Here is a 20211-nt window from a genome sequence, read left to right on the forward strand (position 1 = left end):
GAGGGGAAGCTCAGCGCGCGGCGCGGAAATGCTTGGACAGTTTTAGGCCTTGCGCCTGATAGTTCGAACCGAGATCGGTGCCGTAGAGCGCTTGCGGCCGTTTCAGCATGTGCTCGTAGACCAACCGTCCGACGATCTGGCCATGATCGAGAATGAACGGCACTTCGTGGCTGCGCACCTCGAGCACCGCCCGGCTGCCGGTGCCGCCCGACGCCGAATGGCCGAAACCGGGGTCGAAGAAACCGGCATAATGGACGCGGAACTCGCCGACCAACGGATCGAAGGGCGTCATTTCGGCGGCGTAGAGCGGCGGCACATGCACCGCCTCGCGCGACACCAGGATGTAGAATTCGTCCGGATCGAGCACCAGCTCGCCGGCACCGCTCTTGTAGAGCGGCTCCCAGAAATCGACGACATCCTGCGCGGCGCGCTTGTCGACGTCGACCAGGCCGGTGTGGTGCTTGCCGCGATAGCCGACCAGCCCATCCTTGTCGCCGTCGAGGTCGATCGACAGCGCGATGCCACCGCCTGAGATGTTGGGTGGTTCGGTGGCGACCAGCATCTCGGCGCGATGCAGGTCGTGCAGTTCGCTTTCCGACAAAAGCGCATTGCCGGTGCGGAACCTGATCTGCGACAGCCGCGAGCCGGTGCGTACAACGATCGGGAAGGTGCGCGGGCTGACCTCCAGATAGAGCGGGCCTTCATAACCGGCGGCGATCTTGTCGAACTCGTGGCCGCGGTCGGTCATTACCCGAGTGAAGATATCGAGCCGTCCGGTCGAGCTTTTCGGGTTGGCCGAAGCCGAAATATGAGCGGGCAGCGCCAGGCTTTCGAGCAGCGGCACGATGTAGACGCAGCCGGTTTCCAGCACGGCACCTTCGGCGAGGTTGATCTCGTGCAGCTTCAGCCGGTCGAGCTTGTCGACAACCCTGTGGTCCGGACCGGGCAAGAAGGAAGCACGCACCCGCCAGGCCTTGTCGCCGAGCCTGAGGTCAAGGCTGGCCGGCTGGATCTGATCGGCATCTAACATGCGCGGCGATTTCAGCGCGCCCGTCTGGAACAGCGCGGAAATATCCTGATCGGGAAGAATGCCTGTCTGCCGCAAGGGTCTGGCTCCGTTCGAACGCCGGGCGAGGTCTTGTTCTGTCGCAGGTCCGACCGTGGACGCCTTTGGCACCTGCTTGGTACAACCCTCTTAATCATGCCGGCAATTGACGCAAGCGCGGCGCGGGTCTAAAGCTCGTTATCCCGTGGTGATTTGGCCGGTCGGCTTGCAGCCACGTTAAACAAGTCGCTAAAGGACCGTCGGGCCGCAAGGCCATATGGACCGGTTGCGACTTTCGCGACCGGTTTTTTGTTGTTTGGACCAATTTTGGTGTTTGGATAGAATGATGACCAAGAAGCGCGACTGGAAGCCTCAGACCGCACTCGTGCACGCCGGGACGCTGCGTTCCGGCTTCGGCGAGACCTCCGAGGCGATGTATCTCACCCAAGGCTATGTCTACGAGACGGCGCAAGCGGCGGAAGCCCGCTTCAAGGGGGAGGAGCCGGGCTTCATCTATTCGCGCTATGCCAATCCGACGGTCGACATGTTCGAAAAGCGTATGTGCGCGCTGGAAGGCGCCGAGGACGCGCGCGCTACGGCGTCCGGCATGGCGGCGGTGACGGCAGCGCTGCTGTGCAGCGCCAAGGCGGGCGACCATGTCGTGGCGGCGCGCGCACTGTTCGGCTCCTGCCGCTGGGTGGTCGAGACGCTGGCGCCGAAATACGGCATCGAGGCAACGCTGGTCGATGGCACTGACATCGCCAATTGGGAACAGGCGGTCAAGCCGAACACCAAACTGTTCTTCCTGGAAAGCCCGACCAACCCAACGCTGGAGGTGGTCGACATCGCCGCCGTCGCGGCACTTGCCAACTCGATCGGCGCCAGGCTGATCGTCGACAATGTCTTCGCCACGCCCTTGCAGCAGAAACCCTTGCAGCTCGGCGCCCATATCGTCGTCTATTCGGCCACCAAGCATATTGACGGCCAAGGGCGCTGCCTTGGAGGCGTTATCTTGTCGGACAAAAAATGGATCGACGAGAACCTGCATGACTATTTCCGCCACACCGGCCCCAGCCTCTCGCCCTTCAATGCCTGGACCCTGCTGAAAGGCCTGGAGACGCTGCCGCTGCGCGTACGCCAGCAGACGGAAAGTGCCGGCCGCATAGCGGATTTCCTCGCCGAGCGCCCGCAAATCGCCCGTGTCATCTATCCCGGCCGTGCCGACCACCCGCAAGCGGCCGTGGTCAAGAAGCAGATGTCGGGCGGCTCAACGCTGATCTGCCTGGATGTGAAGGGCGGCAAGCAGGCGGCCTTTGCTTTCCAGAACGCGCTCGACATCGTGCTGATTTCCAACAATCTCGGCGACGCCAAGAGCCTGATCACCCATCCGGCGACGACCACACACAAGAACTTGACCGATGAGGCCCGCGCCGAGCTCGGCATCGGGCCGGGCACGCTCAGGCTTTCCGTCGGCCTGGAAGATACCGACGATCTGCTCGAAGATATCGAGCAAGCGCTGAGAGCCGCCGGATAGGGCTGACCGAACAGAGGTGAGCGGGGGGCGCCGATCAGGCGCCGGACGGGGTCTCTTCCAGCTCCGCGACGGCCTTGGTCTGGATGGTCATAACGTTGCCGCGCCAGTCGACGGCGCCGCTCAGCCAGCCGCGCGCCCATATCGCCGGCAGCATGCAGTCGCGAACCATCATCGCCAGGATGGTGCGCAGCGACAGGTGCCATCCTTTGACCCAGGCCAAGGCACATTCCGGCAGGTAGGCCGCGACCAGCACGGCGATGGCGGTTGCCGGCAGGCTGACGCCGGCGTCAGCCGCCGCGATCAGCGCAAGCAGCAGCGGCGGCGCCGCGCCGATCAGGATCTCGGGGGCGAAGAACAGCGCGAAGGTGACGCGGCGCAGCCGCGCCCAACGCGCCTGCCGAGACCAGATCTCGCCAAGCGTGCGCCGGCCGAGCGGCTGTTCGAAGGGCGAAGCGACAAGATTGACGCGAAGTCCGAGCCGGTTGACCAGCTTGGTCGCGGCGGCGTCCTCGGCGATCTCGGCGGCCAGTGCGCGGATGCCGCCATTGGCGTCAAGCATCGGCTTGTTCCACAACATGCTCTTGCCCTGGGCGAAGCCAAGGCCGAGCGCCTCTCCAGCGTACTGCCAGCGTGCCTGCAGTGTGTTGAGAAAGGCGCATTCGACCTCCCCCCAAAACCCTTCAGGCCGCGAGCCGATCGGCGTCGAGCAGACGAGGCCGGTGTCGGGCCGCCATGCCGCCATCAGCTGCTGGACATAATCGCTCGGCATAAGCACGTTGGAATCGGCAAGGATGACCCAGCGATAAAGCGCCGCTTCCCAACCCTTCACGCAATTGTTGAGTTTCGGATTGCCGCTGATGCGGTCGTCGCCGACGAGCAGCCGGGCGCGTATAGCCGGAAAACGCGCCATTGCAGTGGTGATCGACTTGACCACGGGGTCGTCGGCATGGGCGACGCAGAAGATGAGTTCGTAGCGCGGCCAGTCGAGTGAGAAGGCGCGCTCCAGCGTCTCCTCGGTAAACGGCTCGACGCCGCGCGCCGGGACGACGATCGATACCGGTGGCACGGTGGCGGCCGGCGATGCGATCCTAGCTGCTCGCTTCAGCTTCAGCGAAGCTAACAGGATGCTGGCGAGATTTGAAAGAAGGAGAGCTATGGAAAAGAGGGCGGCTGCGAATGTCGGTTCCATCGAGATCTGGTCACTCCAGAAATGCTGGCCGCATGACGGCCGTTTTCAACAATTCGACAGAACACCGAGTCGCCCGGCACAAGCCTGCACACCATCATTGTCATGTGTCACTTAAATGACATTGTTTTTCGGCACCTGCGCTTGAGTCGGGCAAGGAGATGACGCGCATCGTTGATCAAACTGCGCTGAGCGTCGAAAGTTCCGTCTACATTGCTTTGGAGCAGTTCATGTACAGCGCCGTCACCCGCAACATCGAAGTGCAGGTCAGGCCGTTCTATCTGGAGGATCATTCCGACCCGCCGCAAAACCGCTATGTCTGGGGCTACCAGGTGACCATCGACAATCGGTCGGACGAGTTCGTGCAGCTTCTGTCGCGCTACTGGCACATTACCGACGGCACCGGCAAGGTCGAGGAAGTGCGCGGCCCCGGGGTCGTCGGCGAGCAACCCGGACTCAACCCCGGCGACAGCTATCAGTATACGTCTGGATGCCCGCTCTCGACCCCGTCCGGCATCATGGTCGGGCACTACACAATGCGCAACAAGCGGGGCGAGACCTTCGACGTCGCCATCCCCGCCTTCTCACTCGATTTGCCAGGCACGCGGCGCACCGTCAATTGACGTTCACTTTGATTCCTCTTCCCGCCTTGCGGGGCGAGGAACCCAAGTTCTGCGAAGGCAGCCGCACTGACGCTCGTTATTGAGCCGCTGCAAATTCCGCCGGGTCGAAGTCATATTGCTTCGAGCAGAATTCGCAGGCGACGTGAATGCTACCATCCTCGGTGCTGTCTCTGATCTCCTCGGCGGAAAAACCCTCGAGGATGCCGCGGATCTTCTCCCTCGAGCATGAGCACTGGTCGGCGACCGGCACGCCGCCGAAGACGCGGACACCATGCTCGTGGAACAGCCGGTAAAGCAGCCGCTCGGCGCCGATAGTCGGATCGATCAGCTCGGTCGGTTCAATAGTACCAAGCAGCGCCAGCAGTTCCTGCCAGGAATTGTCGGTCGGGTCGTGGATTTCCTCACGCGGATCGCCGTCGCCCCCGGGAAGGTCGGGTACGCGCATGCGTTCCGGCGACTGCGGCAGGAATTGTGCCAGCAGGCCACCGGCGCGCCATTGCTCGCGGGCACCGCCGACGCCGGGCGTCAGAAGCTTGGCCACCGAAAGCCGTAGGTCGGTCGGAATCTGCTCCGATTGGCGGAAATAGGTGCGTGCGGCTTCTTCCAGCGTGACGCCGTCGAGCTGGACGATGCCCTGGTAGCGTTGCGTGTGGGCGCCCTGGTCGATTGTCAGCGCCAGGACGCCGCTGCCGAGCAGCGTCTGCGGCGACGTCTCGCCGGCAGCCGTCAAAGCCTCCAGCCGGTCGGCATCGAAGCGGGCATAGGCGCGCAGCGCGTGCGGCGTGGAGAAATCCGCGACCAGCATATCGACCGGCCCGTCGGTGCGGGTCTGCAGAATGAACTTGCCCTCGAACTTCAACGAAGTTCCGAGCAGGACGGTCAGCACACAGGCTTCGGCCAGTAGTCGTGCCACCGGCTCGGGATACTCGTGGCGGCTGAGAATAGCGTCGAGCATCGGCCCGAGCTGGACGGTACGGCCGCGCACGTCGAGCGGGCCGACCTCAAACGGCACGACATGGTCGTCGCCGGCGTAGCCGAACTCGCCGAGCTTGGGTTGATGTTCAGCCAATTGACGAGTTTCCAACATGACAAAGCTCCGGGGCGCGGCGATGCCGCCCTCCGGGGCGCATGCGACGAGACGCGCTCGATTTGCGTGATGCGCCTGAGATAGGCACCACGAACTCCCGGATCAAGGCGGCCCGGATCAAGCGCCCAGGCACCAGGCCAAAACCGCCTTCTGGGCGTGGAGCCGGTTCTCGGCCTCGTCGAACACCACCGAATGCGGCCCATCGATGACCTCGTCGGTAACCTCCTCACCGCGATGCGCCGGCAGACAGTGCATGAACAGCGCGTCCGGCTTGGCTTTCGCCATCAGGGCCGCGTTGACCTGATAGGGCAAGAAGACATTGTGGCCGCGCGCACGGTGCTCCTGACCCATCGAGACCCAGCAGTCGGTGACGATGCAGTCGGCCTCGTGAACGGCCTCCTCGGGCGAACGAGTGAATTTCAGCTTGCCGCCATTGGCCTTCGACCAGTCGACATGCCTCTGAGCCGGTTCGCTGCCTTCGGGCACGGCGACGTTCAGCTTGAAGCGGAACCGCGCAGAGGCCTCCAGTAAAGAATGCAGGACATTATTGCCGTCGCCGGTCCAGGCGATCGTCTTGCCGGCCACCGGACCGCGGTGCTCTTCGAAGGTCATGATGTCGGCCATCAACTGGCAGGGATGGGTTTCGTCGGTCAGCCCGTTGATGACGGGCACCGTAGCGTTTTCCGTCAGTTCCAGCAGCCGGTCATGCGAGGTGGTGCGGATCATGATGGCATCGACATAGCGCGACAGCACCTTGGCCGTGTCTGCAATAGTCTCGGAACGGCCAAGTTGCATCTCGGTGCCAGTCAGCATGATCGTCTCGCCACCCAACTGCCGCATGCCGACGTCGAACGACACGCGCGTGCGCGTCGAGGGCTTGTCGAAGATCATCGCCAGCACCTTGCCTTCGAGCGGCTTGGTGCGTTCGCCGGCCTTGAGCCTCGCCTTTCGCACAGCTGCGTCGTCGAGCATGAAGCGCAGATCGCCTTCGGAAACGGCGGAAAGATCGGTGAAGTGGCGAAGGGACATCAGGAATTCCAGGATTACTTCGCGGCGGCAGCGACGATGGCATCCGCCAGGCTCTTGGCGCCGGCACGAATGCGCTCGAGCCCCTCGTGGATCTCGGCATCGGTGACGGTGAGAGGCGGCAACAGACGGATAACGTTGTCGCCGGCCGGAACCGTCAAGAGATGCTGGTCGCGCAGTGCCACCGTAACCTTGGTGTTGGGCATCGCGCATTTAAGGCCGAGCATCAGGCCGGTGCCCCTGATGCTTTCGATAACGTCCGGAAATTCGTCGGCGACACCGGCCAGCCCCTGTTTCAAGAGCAGCGCCTTGCGCCGGACGTCATCGAGAAAGCCGTCTTCCAGCACCACGTCGAGCACGGCGTTGCCGACCGCCATGGCCAGCGGATTGCCGCCGAAGGTGGTGCCGTGCACGCCGGCGGTCATGCCGGCCGCTGCCTCGTCGGTGGCGAGGCAGGCGCCCATCGGGAAGCCGCCGCCGATGCCCTTGGCCACCGCCATGAGGTCGGGTGTGACACCCGCCCACTCATGCGCGAACAGCTTTCCGGTGCGGCCGACGCCGCATTGGACCTCGTCGAAAATCAAGAGCAGTCCGTGCTGATCGCAGAGCTGCCTGAGCCGCTTCAGCGATTGCGACGGCACTTGCCTGATGCCGCCCTCACCTTGCACCGGCTCGATCAGGATCGCCGCGGTTTCAGGCGTGATCGCCTTTTCGGCGGCGTCGATGTCGTCGAAGCCGACTTGGTCGAAGCCGTCGACCTTGGGGCCGAAACCTTCCAGATATTTGTACTGGCCGCCGGCGGCGATGGTCGCCAGGGTGCGGCCATGGAAGGCGCCTTCGAAGCTGATGGTGCGGAAGCGCTCGGGATGGCCCTTGACGAAGTGATAGCGCCGCGCCGTCTTGATGGCGCATTCAAGCGCCTCTGCGCCGGAATTGGTGAAGAACACCTTGTCGGCGAAGCTGGCGTCGGCCAGCCGCTCGCCGAGCCGGCTCTGTCCCGGAATCTCGTACAGATTGGAGACGTGCCAGAGCTTGGCGGCCTGTTCAGTGAGGGCCGCGACCAGATGCGGATGGCTGTAGCCCAATGAATTCACGGCGATGCCGCCTGCGAAATCGAGATATCGCTCGCCCTTGTCGGTGACCAGCCAGGTGCCTTCACCGTGGTCGAAAGCCAGGGGTGCGCGAACAAAGGTCTCGAAAAGCGCCGAACCGCTCATTATATGCGTCTCCGGAACCGGAAAATCAAAAAGCCGCCAAAGCGGCGGCCCTTGTGGCTTATCGTGTTTTTCGGCCGTGAAGTCAACGAAAAGGTCGCGCAAGGACGTGCGGCAAGCCCCCCAGCACAATGCCGGCTCATAAGCGACCGGGCAAGTTGGGGAAAACCGAAAAAACCGATTCGTGTTGGCCTTGGGACTCTTGTCACCGAGTCAGCGCATAAGGTAATTGTAGTAGAGAAATAACTAGATTTCGTGCGGCGGACCTAATCACCCGATATATGTGGTGTCTGCCCGGCAGAAGCCGGGTCGGGAATGGATTCCGATTGCCGCACTTTTCAGCAGGAGCGCGGTCTCATGAACTGGACTGACGAGCGAGTCGAACTTCTCAGAAAATTGTGGTCGGAGGGTCTCAGCGCCAGCCAGATCGCCGCACAGCTTGGTGGGGTCAGCCGCAATGCGGTCATCGGCAAAGTGCACCGGCTGAAACTGTCCGGCCGCGGACGCACAACCGCATCACCGGCACGCCAGAAGAAGACGGTACAGGGATCGACGATCCAGAAATCGGTGTCGCGGGCAGCAAGCGCCACGCGCCATGCCACCACGTCGATGTCGATCGGTGCGACCGCGCTCAAGGCGCAGTTCGATGCCGAACCGGTGTCGCGCCACTATATCCGCCCGGTCGAAAACGTCGTCGTGCCGATCTCCCGGCATCTGCAACTCGTCGAGCTGAACGAGCGCACCTGCAAGTGGCCGAATGGCGATCCGCTTTCGGAAGACTTCCATTTCTGCGGCAACGACGCCGCCGAAACCGGACCCTACTGCAAGTACCACGCCCGGGTGGCGTTCCAGCCGGCGTCGGAGCGGCGGCGGAGCAGGTGAATGGTGGCGGCTTGAGCCTGGCCTAAGAAGCAAGGCTCCCATTTAGCCCTATTCACTATTCACCTCTCTTCAAAGCCACCCATTCTTGCGAAACCGCCAGTAAAGAAACGTGCAGATCAGGGCGATTGCCGCCAGTACGGCCGGGTAGCCATATTCCATCCTCAGTTCCGGCATGTCGCTGAAATTCATGCCGTAGATGCTGGCGAATGCTGTCGGCACGGCCAAGATGGCGGCCCATGAGGCAAGCTTCTTGGAGATCGCCGTCTCCTGACTCTGGCCGACCAGAAGGCTCGCCTCGAAGGCGAAGGCGAGAACCTCACGCAGGCTGTCGATCTTTTCCTGGACCGTGCGGATGTGGTCGGTGACGTCGCGAAACAGCGGGTGCATGGCTGTATGGATTTGCGGCAGATCGGCGCTGGTCAGCCGCCGGCAGACCTCCACCAGCGGCAGGGCCGCATTACGCAGGCGCAAGAGATCGCGGCGCAGCATGTAAAGCCGCTCGATGTCGGAGCCGGTCATCGGCTTCAGCAGAACCTTGTCCTCGATCGCCTCGACCTCGTTTTCGATCTGCTCGAGCACCGGCATGTAGTTGTCGACGATGAAATCGAGAATGGCGTAGAGGACGAAATCCTCGCCCTTGGCGAGGGAATGCGGACAGCTTTCCCAGTGCTGGCGAACGGCGGCGTAGGAGGTCGACGGGCCATGCCTGACGCTGACAATGTAGCCAGCGCCGACGAACAGATGCGTCTCGCCGAAGGTGACACGGCTGTCGATCAGCTGCGCCGTGCGGGCAACGATGAACAGGGCATCACCATATTGCTCGATCTTCGGCCGTTGGTGCGGATGCTCGGCGTCCTCGATCGCCAACTCGTGCAGATGGAATTGCGCCTGGACGCGCAGCAATAAATTGCGGTCGGGCTCCAGCAGTCCGATCCAGACGACATGGCCCGGCTTCCCGGCCCATTCGCCGGCTTCCTCGATCGGTATGTCGGCGATGCGCCGCCCAGCCGTATAGACGCCGCAAGCGATTATGCCCGACATCGGCGGCGCGGGAGCAAACTCGCGGACATATTCCATCCCAGCCTCCTGAAGGCAGGCTTTCATCGCGGAACTGAGAAGTCGGCGCGTCGAAAGCTTAGCGCAATTTGCTCTCAGGTGGCGAATCCGAAATTCGCATTAGTGTGGAGCAGCAGGGGAGCTGCTTTTCGGATTTGAGAGCCACTCCACCAAGTGGCAACTCTAGCGGCCACCACGTTTTGTTTCGAGAACTCACTTCGCAGGCAGCGTTGCGGGAAGAATTATCTTATCCGTCTTGTCGCCCTTCGGGCGATCGGCCGGCATCTGATCGCCGGTGACGATATAGTAGATCGTCTCGGCGATGTTGGTGGCGTGGTCGCCGATGCGCTCGATGTTCTTGGCGCAAAACAGGAGATGCGTGCAGGGCGTGATGTTGCGTGGGTCTTCCATCATGTAGGTCAACAACTCGCGAAACAGCGAGGTGTACATGGCATCGATCTGGTCGTCGCGGTCGCGCACGAAACCGATTTTCTCCACCGACCGCGACGCGTAGACGTCGAGCACTTCCTTGAGCTGGGTCAGTGCCAGATTGGCCAAAGCCTCGAGGCCGCGGAACAGGCTGTTCGGCTGGCGCCCGTCGGCGACGGCAACCACCCGCTTGGCGATGTTCTTGCCGAGGTCGCCCACCCGTTCGAGGTCCGCCGAGATGCGGATCGCGCCGACGATCTCGCGCAGATCCGTCGCCATCGGCTGGCGCTTGGCGATGATGATGATCGCCTTGTCGTCGATCTCACGCTGCCCCTCATCCAGAACCAGGTCGTCTCGAATGACTTTCTGGGCGAGCCCCGGATTCGCATTGACCAGCGCCGCTACTGCCTGCTCGACCATGCGCTCGGCATGCCCGCCCATCGCCGCGATGCGCTTCGACAGATATTTCAGCTCCTCGTCATAGGCGCTGACGATGTGCACGGACTGCATGGACGAATGCCTTCCCGGATCTTCTGGTTGAGTCGTTCGCTCGAATCCCCGCTGATACGCTAGCCGGATGACAGAAAAAAGAAACGGCCCATCATGTGGTAGATAGTACGGCGTCAGCGAGCCGGCAAATGGACCGTGAACGCCGCGCCCTTGCCGACCTCCGACCTGATGGAGAGTCTGGCGTTGTGGCGGGTTAGGATATGCTTGACGATGGACAGGCCAAGGCCGGTGCCCTTTTGGGTCCGGCTGTTCTCGACATCGACGCGGTAGAAGCGCTCGGTGATGCGCGGGATATGTTCTTCGGGGATGCCGGGGCCGAAATCCCTGATGGTGACGTCGATGCCCGGCTCGGGATCGCTGTCGCCGCGCGTGATCGACACCACGACGCGTCCACCGGACTGACCGTATTTGCAGGCGTTTTCTAGCAGGTTTTCAAAAACCTGGAAAAGCTCGTCGCGATCGCCGGGCACGTCGAGCGGCCCTTGCGCGAAATCCCGCTCGATGACGACGCCGCTTTCCTTGGCCAGCGGCCCAAGCGAATCGATGACGCTGTCGATGGCCTGGCGCAGATCGACCTCGGTTCCCGGCTTGAGATAGGGCTTCATCTCCAGGCGTGACAGCGACAGAAGGTCGTCGATGAGGCGCGCCATGCGGCTGGTCTGGTTCTGCATGATCTGCAGGAACTGCTCGCGTGCCGCGGGGTCGTTGCGGGCCGGCCCGCGCAGCGTCTCGATGAAGCCAGCGATCGAGGCGAGAGGCGTGCGCAACTCGTGGCTGGCATTGGCAATGAAGTCGGCGCGCATTCTGTCGATCCGGCGCGCCTCGCTCTGGTCCTTGAACACCAGCACGTAGAGATCCGTGGCGTGGCCGACAGAAGACGCGCTCACCCGATAAGCTCGTTCGACCGGCAGCTTCTCGATGTAGTCGACGCTGTCCGAAGCGACGTTGCCCGACAAGATATTATCCAGCAAGGCCTGCATTTCCGGCGCGCGGAATTTCAGCGACAGCGATACGCCGGGGGCAATCCCACCAAAGGCTGCAAAGGCGGCGGCGTTGGCATGGACGATGGCGGCGGAGCGATCGAAAATGACCAGCGGATCGGCAACCGCCGCCGCGAGATATTCGCCGGAAAGCCGTTGCAGGCCGCTCGCCTCGATGGCCGCGGCATTTTCGGTCGATTGATGCGCGACGCCGGCCGGCAGCATCGCAGCGGCAACCAGCACGGCGCCTGCCAGCAGCACCACATAGCCGGATATGCCGGCAAAACCATAGACCATCAGAACTGCAACGAAGCCGGCCGCCAGCAGCCAGCGGCTGTTCCACAGCCGCATGGCGACGGCTTGCGCCCTGCCTTTCCGCTCTGTGCCGATGTCGGCCATTTGCGCTCCGTCGCCTGCGCTCCGTCTGCGGCCACCTCAAGAACTTCCTGCTGGACCGGCATGGAGGCTCCCAATAGCATGAGTCCGGAAGCTGGAAAGGTTCGTCTCGATGAAAAACGCCAAGGAAGGCCCCGCTACAGGTTCGTCGGGGCCGTTGAAGATCATGATCGACGGCAAGGAGCGGGAGTTCGACATCGAGGCCCCCACTCTTCCGGACTGGGTCGAGGACCGCAAGCTGACCGCCGGCGGCTATCCCTACGACAAGAAGATGAAGAGCGAGGGGTATGACGAGAGGCTCGAGCAGCTGCAGATCGAGCTGGTCAAGGCGCAGGCGTGGCTACAGTCGACGGGCAAGCGGGTGATGTCGCTGTTCGAGGGACGCGACGCCGCCGGCAAGGGCGGCACGATCTTCGTTTTGCGCCAGTATCTGAACCCTCGGACGGCGCGCAACGTGGCGCTGACCAAGCCAACACCCACTGAGCTTGGACAATGGTACTTCCAGCGCTACGTCGACCACTTCCCGACGTCGGGCGAATTCGTCACCTTTGACCGCTCCTGGTACAACCGCGCCGGCGTTGAACCGGTGATGGGATTCTGCACGCCCGCGCAGCACGAGCAATTTCTGGACGAGGTTCCGCATTTCGAGCGGATGATCCGCAACGAGGGCATCTATTTCTTCAAATTCTGGCTGAACATCGGCAGGGAAACGCAGCTTGAGCGATTCCATGACCGTCGCTGGAGCCCGCTGAAGAGCTGGAAGTTTTCGCCGATCGACATCGCCGGCATCACCAAATGGGACGACTACACCAAGGCGCGCGACCTGATGGTCGAACGCACGCACAAGGAGTTCGCGCCCTGGATCATTGTGCGGGCGAACGACAAACGGCGCGCACGGCTGGCGGTCATGCAGCGCATTCTCCTGTCACTTCCCTATGACGGCCGTGACCTCGACGTCATCGGCAAGGAGGACAAGAAGATCATCGGCGAAGGGCCGACTTTCCTCGAAAAATAAGCTCACCTCATCGATTCACGGCTCTCATGCCGCCATCCGGGCAATCCGCTGCAGCCGCTTCAGCGTGGTGTCGTCCTGCAGCGCCTGCTGGAAAAGCGAGATCTCCTGATCGATGCGGTCGCAGAGCGCGCCGGTGTCCCCCCTAAGCAGGTCGCGCGTCTGCAGCAGTGCCGCGACTGGCTTCTTGGCGAGCTGCCTGGCTCTGGCCAACGTGGCTTCCTCGACACTGACGTCCGTCACGATCTCGCCGACAAGGCCGAGCTGCCTGGCATCTTCGGCGGCGAGCGTGTCGCCGAGGCAGAAGAAGCGGAACGCACCGGCATAGCCGAGCTTCTGCGGCGCCAGGATGCTGGTCGCCGCGTCCGGCACCAGGCCGAAATCGACGAACGGCACCCGGAACGTGCTCTTGCTCGAGGCGATCACCATGTCGCAGTGGAACAGGATGGTGCAGCCGACGCCGACGGCGTCGCCGTCGACACAGGCAAGCACCGGTTTCGGGAACGTCGCCAGCGTGCGGAACATATCGGTGACGGCGGCGATCAATCGCCGATGTTTGGTGGCATCGAGAAATTCGGAGAAATCAGCACCGAGGCAAAAGCACCCGGCCAGGCCGCGCAGGACCACGACGCGGACGTCGTCATCGACAGCGGCTTCATGGAATGTCCTGGCCAGGCTTTCGTAGGCCCGCCTGTCCAGCACCGGGCGGCCGTCACCCGACGATACGGTGACGATCAGCGTGTGATTGCGGAATTCTGTTTTTGAGTGAACGTTCATGGCCCTCTCCAATCTTACGAGGCGCGTCTCTGTCCGAGCATGTCCGGGTACCCTCTGGCCAGCACCGGCGCGAAGTGATTGCGGCGCGATCGCACCACGTCGAGCGTGTGCTCGTTGAAGGTGAGCAGTGTGGCAACGACCTGCTGGTTGCCATAGGTCCGCTGATAGCCGAGCGGCGTTGCCAGGAAATGCAGTTGCAGCGCGCGAAGCACCCACATCGGCTCGAATTCGATGATCACCTGGTTGACGTTGCGCTTCAGACCCCACTCGACGAAGCCGGCGATCAGTTCGGTGCCCACCGTCGACACGCCGCGCCGGCCGTCGCGGAATCCCGGCGCAACCGCATAGCGGGTCAGTTCATAGACATTCGGCCCCGACGGTGGGGTTCCCTCATAAAGGTCCGCCAGCACATCGGTTAGAAGATGTGCCCGGGTCGTCGGCAACATACGCTGGTAACCGGCGAGCTCGCCATTGCGGATGACGATCTGGTGCACTGCCTCGTCGTGGTCGAATTGATCGATCTCGAGGCCATCGGGGCGCTGCAGATCGGTCCATCCCATCTCCTCGACGAAAATCTTGTAACGCAACCGATGAACTGCCTCCCAAAGGCCTGGGCGTTCCATCAATTCCTGGGTGGTGAGGGAAAAAAGCATTTGCCGTCTCCTAGGTTCAATAGGAAAATACGGCCGTGCTCCCCCGAGAAAATTACGCGATCACGTAGGCAAGAATTTCTAGGCCGGCGCGGCCGACCTAGTTAATATAGCCGCGCCTTATCGCTTCCGCGACGGCTTGGACCCGGTTGACGGCACCGAGTTTGCTTTTGGCGTTAAGAAGGTGTTTCTCTGACGTGTGTTCCGAAATGCCGAGAATTTGGGAAATCTCCCATTCGGACTTGCCAACGGCGGCCCATTGCAGGCATTCGCGCTCACGCGGCGTCAATTCGACATGGTCGATGGTTTTGCCCGCCATGGTGTGGAGCTGCATGGCGCGGCCAATCGCATAAGTCGAGACCAACGAGACCAACCCGAACTCGGCGCCCGACAATTCGACAGCCTCGCCGCCCAGCGACACCATGACGATCTGGCCATCGAGCGTGATCAGCGGGAAGGCCAACCCGTCGCGCAGCTTGAATTCACCGGCGTCGCCCATCACCTCGCCGCCGCTCTTGCCGATGCGGATGCCCTGAGACGCTTCCCGCCACTGGAACGGCGCCTGAAGCTGCTTCATGTGGCTGACGACGGGATCGTGATCGACGTAGTTGCGTGCGACGTAGCGCTCAAGCCATTCAGCCGGCCAGTCGCAAAGCAGCACATGGTTCTTTTGCTGATTTTTCGGCGTTCCAGGTTGCGGAACCGTCCCGGCCATCAGCGCCGTCAGCCCGAACCCGCTTGTTACCCCCAGCAGCTTTTCGCAGACGGCGGCCGCTGTGCCGGCGTGCTGCAACTGATCTATCAACTCCAGGGTACGATCGAAATGACCCATCGCAACATCTACCCCATGTTGCCTTCCGCACTTGAGACCAATGGCAGTGATCAACCCGCACTACGCCATCAACCCCGGACTGCAAAGCTGCTCCCTCTGTACGCCCCACCGCTCCTCTTGAGCCGGCATCATACAGTCACTTGCAAACTCACTAAACAATATCCCTAAATTGCCATGATGAAACCAAAAACCGTTGTGCCTGAGTTATTTTCGTACAAGAACCTGTGTTATTTCGTACGAAAGCCGGGGCAAGACTGGACGGAGTCGTCGCGTGGCGTTTCGGTGCATATCCATTTCATTGATCTCGATGCTGATCGGAGTGCAATCGCTTGCGGGTGCTGCGCGCGCTGCGGAGCCGCAGGTGCCGGTGTTTTGGGACGCCAAGGTGCGGCTGCCAAAGCCGGACCTTTCGATGCTGCCGCGGCTGCGATTCCTGACCACCACCGATTTCCCGCCCTTCAACTTTCTCGACGGGGCAGGCCGACTGTCCGGCTTCCATGTGGACCTGGCGCGCGCCATCTGCGCCGAGTTCGGCATTGCCGAAAAATGCCAGATCCAGGCGCTGCCCTGGGCCGAGCTCGAAGGCGCGCTGCGGAAAGGCGAAGGCGAAGCGATCATTGCCGGAATCGCCGCCACGCCGGAATCGCGGTCGAAATACGCGTTTTCACGCTCCTACCTGCAATTTCCGGCACGCTTCGTCGTGCCGAAGACACAGGCGCTGACGGAACCAATGTTCGACAAGCTGCGCAGCAAGCGTGTCGGCGTGATCGCCGGCTCCGGGCATGAGCGGATGCTGCGCGATTATTTCGGCGACGTCCAAATCGTCCCCTTCGCAAAGCCGGAGGAGCTTTATGGCGAGCTGAAAGCCGGCAAGATCGACGTCGCCTTCGGCGATGGCATGCGTTTTGCGTTCTGGCTCGGCGGTTCGGATGCGGCGGGCTGCTGCCGCTTTGCCGGCGGCCCCTATCTGGCGCCCGAATATCTCGGCTCGGGCATGGCGATCGCCACCAGGGCCGACGATCCGGCCCTGGCCGCCGCTTTCGACTATGCGCTGCAGGAAATTTCGGTGAAAGGCACGTTCGCCGAGTTCTATCTGCGCTATTTTCCGGTCAGCTTTTTCTGAGCTTGGCTGCTGGCTCAGGTCAGCGTGCGAAGGCGGGCCTTGGCGGCTCGCGCGATGGCGGCGACCGTCAGCGCATCGAGGTCGAGTTCCCGGCGGACGAGCTGCAGCACGCGCACCTCCTCCAGTCGCATTTCGAGATCGACGGCCGCGACCTCGAAGGCAGCGGCATAGGCGGTGTCACGCAGGCGGTCGGGCAGCGCCTCGGCGACGCGCGCCAGGACGCCCTCCAGCCCGTCCTTTTCTTGCAGCATTTTCTGGCAGGCCTGGGCGACCTCGACCAGCCGCTCCTGATTGAAATCCTCAAACACCGGCCAGGATCGAACGACGTCGCCGATCCGCGCCAGTTCGACATCGGTCATGTCGCGGTCTGACGCCGAGGTGATGACCATCAGGTAGATCATGGCTTCGTGTGGCGACAATGGCATTTACAACTCCTTGAGACGGGTCCCGAAGTTAGGAACGAGGGACCGGCGCCGCAAGGAAAAAGAGCCGCGATCGTTGACGCTCCGGTCAGGCCCTGAAGCCTGATCCATACCGATTAAATGGGACGGGGCTCATATCTTCTTGCCTGATCACGGTCCTGCCCGGAAACCGGGTTCCACTTTTCGGGATCATAGTCTAGAGCATGCGGCTGCCGGCACGGATGCCGGCAAAGCTGCAGGAAATAGCATCATGGCCGGACAACAGCCGATCGATCTCAGCCCGGAAGTCCTCACCGCCGCCGCCGAAAGCAAGGCGTGGCCGTTCGAGGAAGCGAAAAAGATCGTCGCCCGCTACGCGAGCAGCGGCTACCCGGAAACGGTGCTGTTCGAGACCGGCTACGGCCCGTCGGGGCTGCCGCATATCGGCACTTTCGGCGAGGTGGCGCGCACATCTATGGTGCGCCACGCCTTCCGCGTGCTGACCGAAGACAAGGTCAAGACGCGGCTGCTGTGCTTCTCCGATGACATGGACGGATTGCGCAAGGTGCCGGACAATGTGCCTAACAAGGACATGCTGCGCGCGTATCTCGGCAAGCCGCTGACCAGGATACCGGACCCTTTCTCCAATGAGTATCCGTCCTTCGGCGCCGCCAATAACGCACGGTTGCGCGCCTTCCTCGACCGTTTCGGCTTCGATTACGAATTCGCTTCCTCGACCGACTATTATACTTCCGGCCGCTTCGACGCGACGCTGCTCAAGATGCTCGAGCGCTTCGATAAGGTGATGGCAATTATGCTGCCGTCGCTGCGTGAAGAGCGGGCGCAGAGCTATTCGCCCTTCCTGCCGATCCATCCCAAGACCGGCATCGTCATGCAAGTCGCGATCGATGAGCGCAAGCTCGACGCCGGCACCATCGTGTGGCGCGACCCGGACACCGGCGAGCGCTTCGAGACGCCGGTGACCGGCGGTCATGCCAAGCTGCAATGGAAGCCAGACTGGGCGATGCGCTGGGCAGCACTCGGTGTCGATTACGAGATGTCCGGCAAGGATCTGATCGATTCCGTCAAGCTCGCCGGGCAGATTTGCCGTGCGCTCGATGCTCCAGCGCCGGAGGGCTTCAATTATGAGCTGTTCCTCGACGAGCACGGCCAGAAGATCTCGAAGTCGAAGGGCAATGGGCTAACCATCGACGAGTGGCTGACTTATGCGCCGACCGAGAGCCTTAGCCTTTATATGTTCCAGCGCCCGCGAACCGCGAAGAAGCTTTATTTCGACGTCATCCCGAAGGCGGTAGACGAATATTACACGTTCCTCTCTGCTTATCAGAAGCAGGATTGGAAAGAACGGCTGGGCAATCCGGTCTGGCACATGCATGACGGCAATCCGCCTATCATCGACCTGCCGGTGTCGTTCGCGCTGCTGCTCAACCTGGTCAGCGCCTCGAATGCGCAGAACAGGGACGTGCTGTGGGGCTTCATTTCGCGCCACGCACCGGGTGTGACGCCGGCAACTCACCCCGAACTCGACCGGCTGACCGAATATGCGATCCGCTATTTCGACGATTTCGTGAAGCCGGCTAAGGTGTACCGTGCCGCCGACGCGGTCGAGCGCGAGGCGCTGACCAAACTTTCGGAAGCGCTCGCCGCGCTGCCCGCTGACGCCGCCGGCGAGGCGATCCAGAACGCCGCCCTCAATGTCGCGCGCAAGATCGAGCGCTACCAGGATCGTTCCAAGCAGAGCCCTGAGGGTGGACCCGGCGTCTCCGTCGCCTTCTTCCAGATGATTTATCAGGTGCTGATAGGTCAGGAACGCGGGCCGCGCTTCGGTTCCTTCGCCGCACTCTACGGCATTGCCGAAACGCGTGAGCTCATTCGACGGGCGCTTGCTGGTCAGCTGGCGGCTTGAGGACGCCGTCCTGCTCCTCCAGGATCGAGCCCGGCGCCACAGGCGCGGATCGCGACGCAGCCGGGAGCGGCGGCAGGCCTGAGACGCTCGGCGCCGGCCCGAAGACGCCCTTTTTCGCTGCACGCGCCTTCTCGCCGGCTTCTATGTAAGCGCCGCCCTTGGCGGCGCGCGCCCAGCCGTTTTCGACCAACCATTGGCCGATATCCTGATTGCCGATCCGGCACTCGGCGGCGATCAGGTCACGGCCGCCTTCGGGCGGCACGGCACAGACCACCGCACGACCGCGCAGAAAAGCGCGGAAGGCAGTTCGCGCCCGGATGCCGCAACTCCAAGACTTGCCGCCGTCGGTGCAAGTCTCGTCCTGCTTGACGATGTCGATGCCGGAAACCGCAATCGAATAGCCCTTTGCCTCGATGACCCCGGCGGCCGGCGCGACCGGCTGGAACAGTTTCGTGCCTTTCCAGTCGTCAGGCATTTTCGTTTTTGGCGGCCTGGGCAGTCCGGCCAATGCCAGATCGCTCAACGGTGCGCGCGGCTCAATCCGTTCAAGCTCGTCGGAACCGAGCTGCGGCGGCACCACGATTTCCGGATCGATTGCCCTTGAATGCGTAGCCTGCTTGGCCGCCTCTGGTTTCGAGATGGCCGACGTAGCCGGCGCGGCGGGCTGGGGTTCAGCGCTGACCTGAATTTGCTCGCCAGGGCCGCCGCTTTGGTTCTGGACGGCGCGGCCGCCAGCGACAATTGCCGTGGCCATCGCCGGAATCGCCAGAACGGCCAAGGCAAGGTGAGGCAGACGCACCGGCCCCGCGCCTACTGGCTTGCCCAGACAATCCGCGCCACCCATTCGACATCACGCATGGGGATGTCGCGGTCCGGATGATCGGGATTGAGGGAGACCAGCGCGATCGACTTCGGTGTCTGGCGGTCGAGCACCTTGGCCATCACCTCGCCGGCATTGGTCTTGACGACGACGCGATCGCCCTTTCGTATGATAGCCCCCGGCTCGACGATCAGGACATCGCCATTGCGGTAAAGCGGCAGCATGGAATCGCCCTGGACCTTCAACGCATAGGAGGTTTCGGTTGCCCGTGCCGGCAGCTCGATCAGGTCCCATCCCTGCCCCGCCGGAAACCCGGCGTCGTCGAAGAAGCCACCGGCGCCCGCCTGGGCGAAGCCGAGCAGCGGCACCGACGATTTCTGCACGGGCAGTGCGCCGGAATTACCCCGGCCTTCGACCAGCCCCGCAAATTCATCCAGCGAGGCGCCGGTCGCCTCGATGATCTTGGCGAGCGATTCGGTCGACGGCCAGCGCGGCCGCCCATCCGAGGACAGCCGCTTCGATTTGTTGAAGGCCGTCGAGTCGAGGCCAGCGCGCCTGGCCAGCCCGGAGGCCGAAAGCGAATAACGCTCGGCGAGAGCGTCGATGGCGGCCCAAACGCGGTCATGCGAGAGCACCTTGCTCTCCTTCGAAACAGGAAAAAATACCTTCCCTGTTCTACCTCTTGGCCGCCATCTTGTCCA

At 62.5% G+C, this 20211-nt stretch carries 20 protein-coding genes and 1 riboswitch; of the genes, 6 read left to right on the plus strand and 14 right to left on the minus strand.

What is annotated here, in order from left to right; translation table 11 throughout:
• Positions 1-10: 10 nt before the first annotated feature.
• Positions 11-1105 (minus strand): 2'-deoxycytidine 5'-triphosphate deaminase, encoded by a 1095-nt coding sequence (locus NKI50_RS14545; RefSeq protein WP_352493787.1) that lies wholly within the window; start codon positions 1103-1105, stop codon positions 11-13.
• Between the two features lie 135 nt (positions 1106-1240).
• A riboswitch (SAM riboswitch) is annotated at positions 1241-1318 on the plus strand.
• Between the two features lie 70 nt (positions 1319-1388).
• On the opposite strand from NKI50_RS14545, the gene NKI50_RS14550 reads away from it, so the two are divergent.
• Positions 1389-2579 (plus strand): O-succinylhomoserine sulfhydrylase, encoded by a 1191-nt coding sequence (locus tag NKI50_RS14550; RefSeq protein ID WP_352493786.1) that lies wholly within the window; start codon positions 1389-1391, stop codon positions 2577-2579.
• 34 nt (positions 2580-2613) lie between these two features.
• Here the strand turns inward: NKI50_RS14550 and NKI50_RS14555 are convergent, their stop codons facing one another.
• The gene (locus NKI50_RS14555; protein WP_352482479.1) at positions 2614-3768 is read right to left on the minus strand and encodes a ceramide glucosyltransferase; all 1155 of its coding nucleotides are present in this window, start codon (positions 3766-3768) and stop codon (positions 2614-2616) included.
• A gap of 227 nt (positions 3769-3995) precedes the next feature.
• Between NKI50_RS14555 and apaG the strand changes: the two genes are divergently transcribed.
• Positions 3996-4388 carry a Co2+/Mg2+ efflux facilitator ApaG/CorD gene (gene apaG, locus NKI50_RS14560; RefSeq protein ID WP_023719493.1) on the plus strand — a complete coding sequence of 131 codons (393 nt, stop codon included), beginning with the start codon at positions 3996-3998 and terminating at the stop codon, positions 4386-4388.
• 76 nt (positions 4389-4464) lie between these two features.
• Here the strand turns inward: apaG and NKI50_RS14565 are convergent, their stop codons facing one another.
• The 3 genes from NKI50_RS14565 to NKI50_RS14575 form a co-directional block, all read right to left on the minus strand.
• Entirely contained in the window at positions 4465-5475 is a 1011-nt protein-coding gene (locus NKI50_RS14565; RefSeq protein WP_023719494.1) for an Hsp33 family molecular chaperone, read from the minus strand.
• Positions 5476-5592: 117 nt separating this feature from the next.
• Positions 5593-6504, minus strand: coding sequence for an ornithine carbamoyltransferase (gene argF, locus NKI50_RS14570; protein WP_031194171.1), 912 nt, complete (start codon positions 6502-6504; stop codon positions 5593-5595).
• Between the two features lie 14 nt (positions 6505-6518).
• On the minus strand, positions 6519-7718 hold the full coding sequence (locus NKI50_RS14575; RefSeq protein ID WP_023719496.1) for an aspartate aminotransferase family protein: 1200 nt from the start codon (positions 7716-7718) through the stop codon (positions 6519-6521).
• A 354-nt stretch (positions 7719-8072) separates the two neighbouring features.
• Between NKI50_RS14575 and NKI50_RS14580 the strand changes: the two genes are divergently transcribed.
• The gene (locus NKI50_RS14580; RefSeq protein ID WP_023719497.1) at positions 8073-8597 is read left to right on the plus strand and encodes a GcrA family cell cycle regulator; all 525 of its coding nucleotides are present in this window, start codon (positions 8073-8075) and stop codon (positions 8595-8597) included.
• Between the two features lie 69 nt (positions 8598-8666).
• Here NKI50_RS14580 and NKI50_RS14585 read toward each other — a convergent pair whose 3' ends face one another.
• The 3 genes from NKI50_RS14585 to NKI50_RS14595 all read right to left on the minus strand — a co-directional run bounded on the left by NKI50_RS14585 (position 8667) and on the right by NKI50_RS14595 (position 11971).
• Complete coding sequence (locus tag NKI50_RS14585; RefSeq protein WP_352716966.1) at positions 8667-9674, minus strand: magnesium and cobalt transport protein CorA; 1008 nt, start codon at positions 9672-9674, stop codon at positions 8667-8669.
• A 192-nt stretch (positions 9675-9866) separates the two neighbouring features.
• Complete coding sequence (gene phoU / locus NKI50_RS14590; protein WP_023719498.1) at positions 9867-10592, minus strand: phosphate signaling complex protein PhoU; 726 nt, start codon at positions 10590-10592, stop codon at positions 9867-9869.
• Between the two features lie 113 nt (positions 10593-10705).
• Positions 10706-11971 carry an ATP-binding protein gene (locus tag NKI50_RS14595; RefSeq protein ID WP_352493784.1) on the minus strand — a complete coding sequence of 422 codons (1266 nt, stop codon included), beginning with the start codon at positions 11969-11971 and terminating at the stop codon, positions 10706-10708.
• A 109-nt stretch (positions 11972-12080) separates the two neighbouring features.
• Between NKI50_RS14595 and ppk2 the strand changes: the two genes are divergently transcribed.
• A complete protein-coding gene (ppk2, locus tag NKI50_RS14600; RefSeq protein WP_352482484.1) occupies positions 12081-12983 on the plus strand; it encodes a polyphosphate kinase 2 in 903 nt (300 codons plus the stop codon).
• Between the two features lie 24 nt (positions 12984-13007).
• Here the strand turns inward: ppk2 and NKI50_RS14605 are convergent, their stop codons facing one another.
• The 3 genes from NKI50_RS14605 to NKI50_RS14615 form a co-directional block, all read right to left on the minus strand.
• Positions 13008-13757 carry an enoyl-CoA hydratase-related protein gene (locus NKI50_RS14605; RefSeq protein ID WP_023719501.1) on the minus strand — a complete coding sequence of 250 codons (750 nt, stop codon included), beginning with the start codon at positions 13755-13757 and terminating at the stop codon, positions 13008-13010.
• Between the two features lie 14 nt (positions 13758-13771).
• Positions 13772-14410, minus strand: a complete 639-nt coding sequence (locus tag NKI50_RS14610) for an acyl-homoserine-lactone synthase (RefSeq protein WP_023719502.1) — start codon at positions 14408-14410, stop codon at positions 13772-13774.
• A 97-nt stretch (positions 14411-14507) separates the two neighbouring features.
• On the minus strand, positions 14508-15239 hold the full coding sequence (locus NKI50_RS14615) for a helix-turn-helix transcriptional regulator (protein ID WP_352482485.1): 732 nt from the start codon (positions 15237-15239) through the stop codon (positions 14508-14510).
• 271 nt (positions 15240-15510) lie between these two features.
• Between NKI50_RS14615 and NKI50_RS14620 the strand changes: the two genes are divergently transcribed.
• Entirely contained in the window at positions 15511-16362 is an 852-nt protein-coding gene (locus NKI50_RS14620) for an ABC transporter substrate-binding protein (protein WP_352716968.1), read from the plus strand.
• A gap of 14 nt (positions 16363-16376) precedes the next feature.
• Here NKI50_RS14620 and NKI50_RS14625 read toward each other — a convergent pair whose 3' ends face one another.
• A complete protein-coding gene (locus NKI50_RS14625) occupies positions 16377-16787 on the minus strand; it encodes a tellurite resistance TerB family protein (RefSeq protein WP_023719505.1) in 411 nt (136 codons plus the stop codon).
• 247 nt (positions 16788-17034) lie between these two features.
• Here NKI50_RS14625 and NKI50_RS14630 point away from each other — a divergent pair, with 247 nt between their 5' ends.
• Positions 17035-18690 carry a lysine--tRNA ligase gene (locus tag NKI50_RS14630; protein WP_352716970.1) on the plus strand — a complete coding sequence of 552 codons (1656 nt, stop codon included), beginning with the start codon at positions 17035-17037 and terminating at the stop codon, positions 18688-18690.
• Here NKI50_RS14630 and NKI50_RS14635 read toward each other — a convergent pair.
• Both NKI50_RS14635 and NKI50_RS14640 read right to left on the minus strand, forming a co-directional pair.
• Entirely contained in the window at positions 18653-19489 is an 837-nt protein-coding gene (locus NKI50_RS14635; RefSeq protein ID WP_352493783.1) for a thermonuclease family protein, read from the minus strand. The two genes, NKI50_RS14630 and NKI50_RS14635, sit on opposite strands and share 38 nt — an antisense overlap.
• Before the next feature lie 11 nt (positions 19490-19500).
• Positions 19501-20145, minus strand: coding sequence for a S24 family peptidase (locus tag NKI50_RS14640; RefSeq protein WP_023719508.1), 645 nt, complete (start codon positions 20143-20145; stop codon positions 19501-19503).
• Positions 20146-20211: the final 66 nt, after the last annotated feature.

It is taken from the genome of Mesorhizobium sp. M0563, assembly GCF_040321065.1.
Taxonomy (GTDB): domain Bacteria; phylum Pseudomonadota; class Alphaproteobacteria; order Rhizobiales; family Rhizobiaceae; genus Mesorhizobium.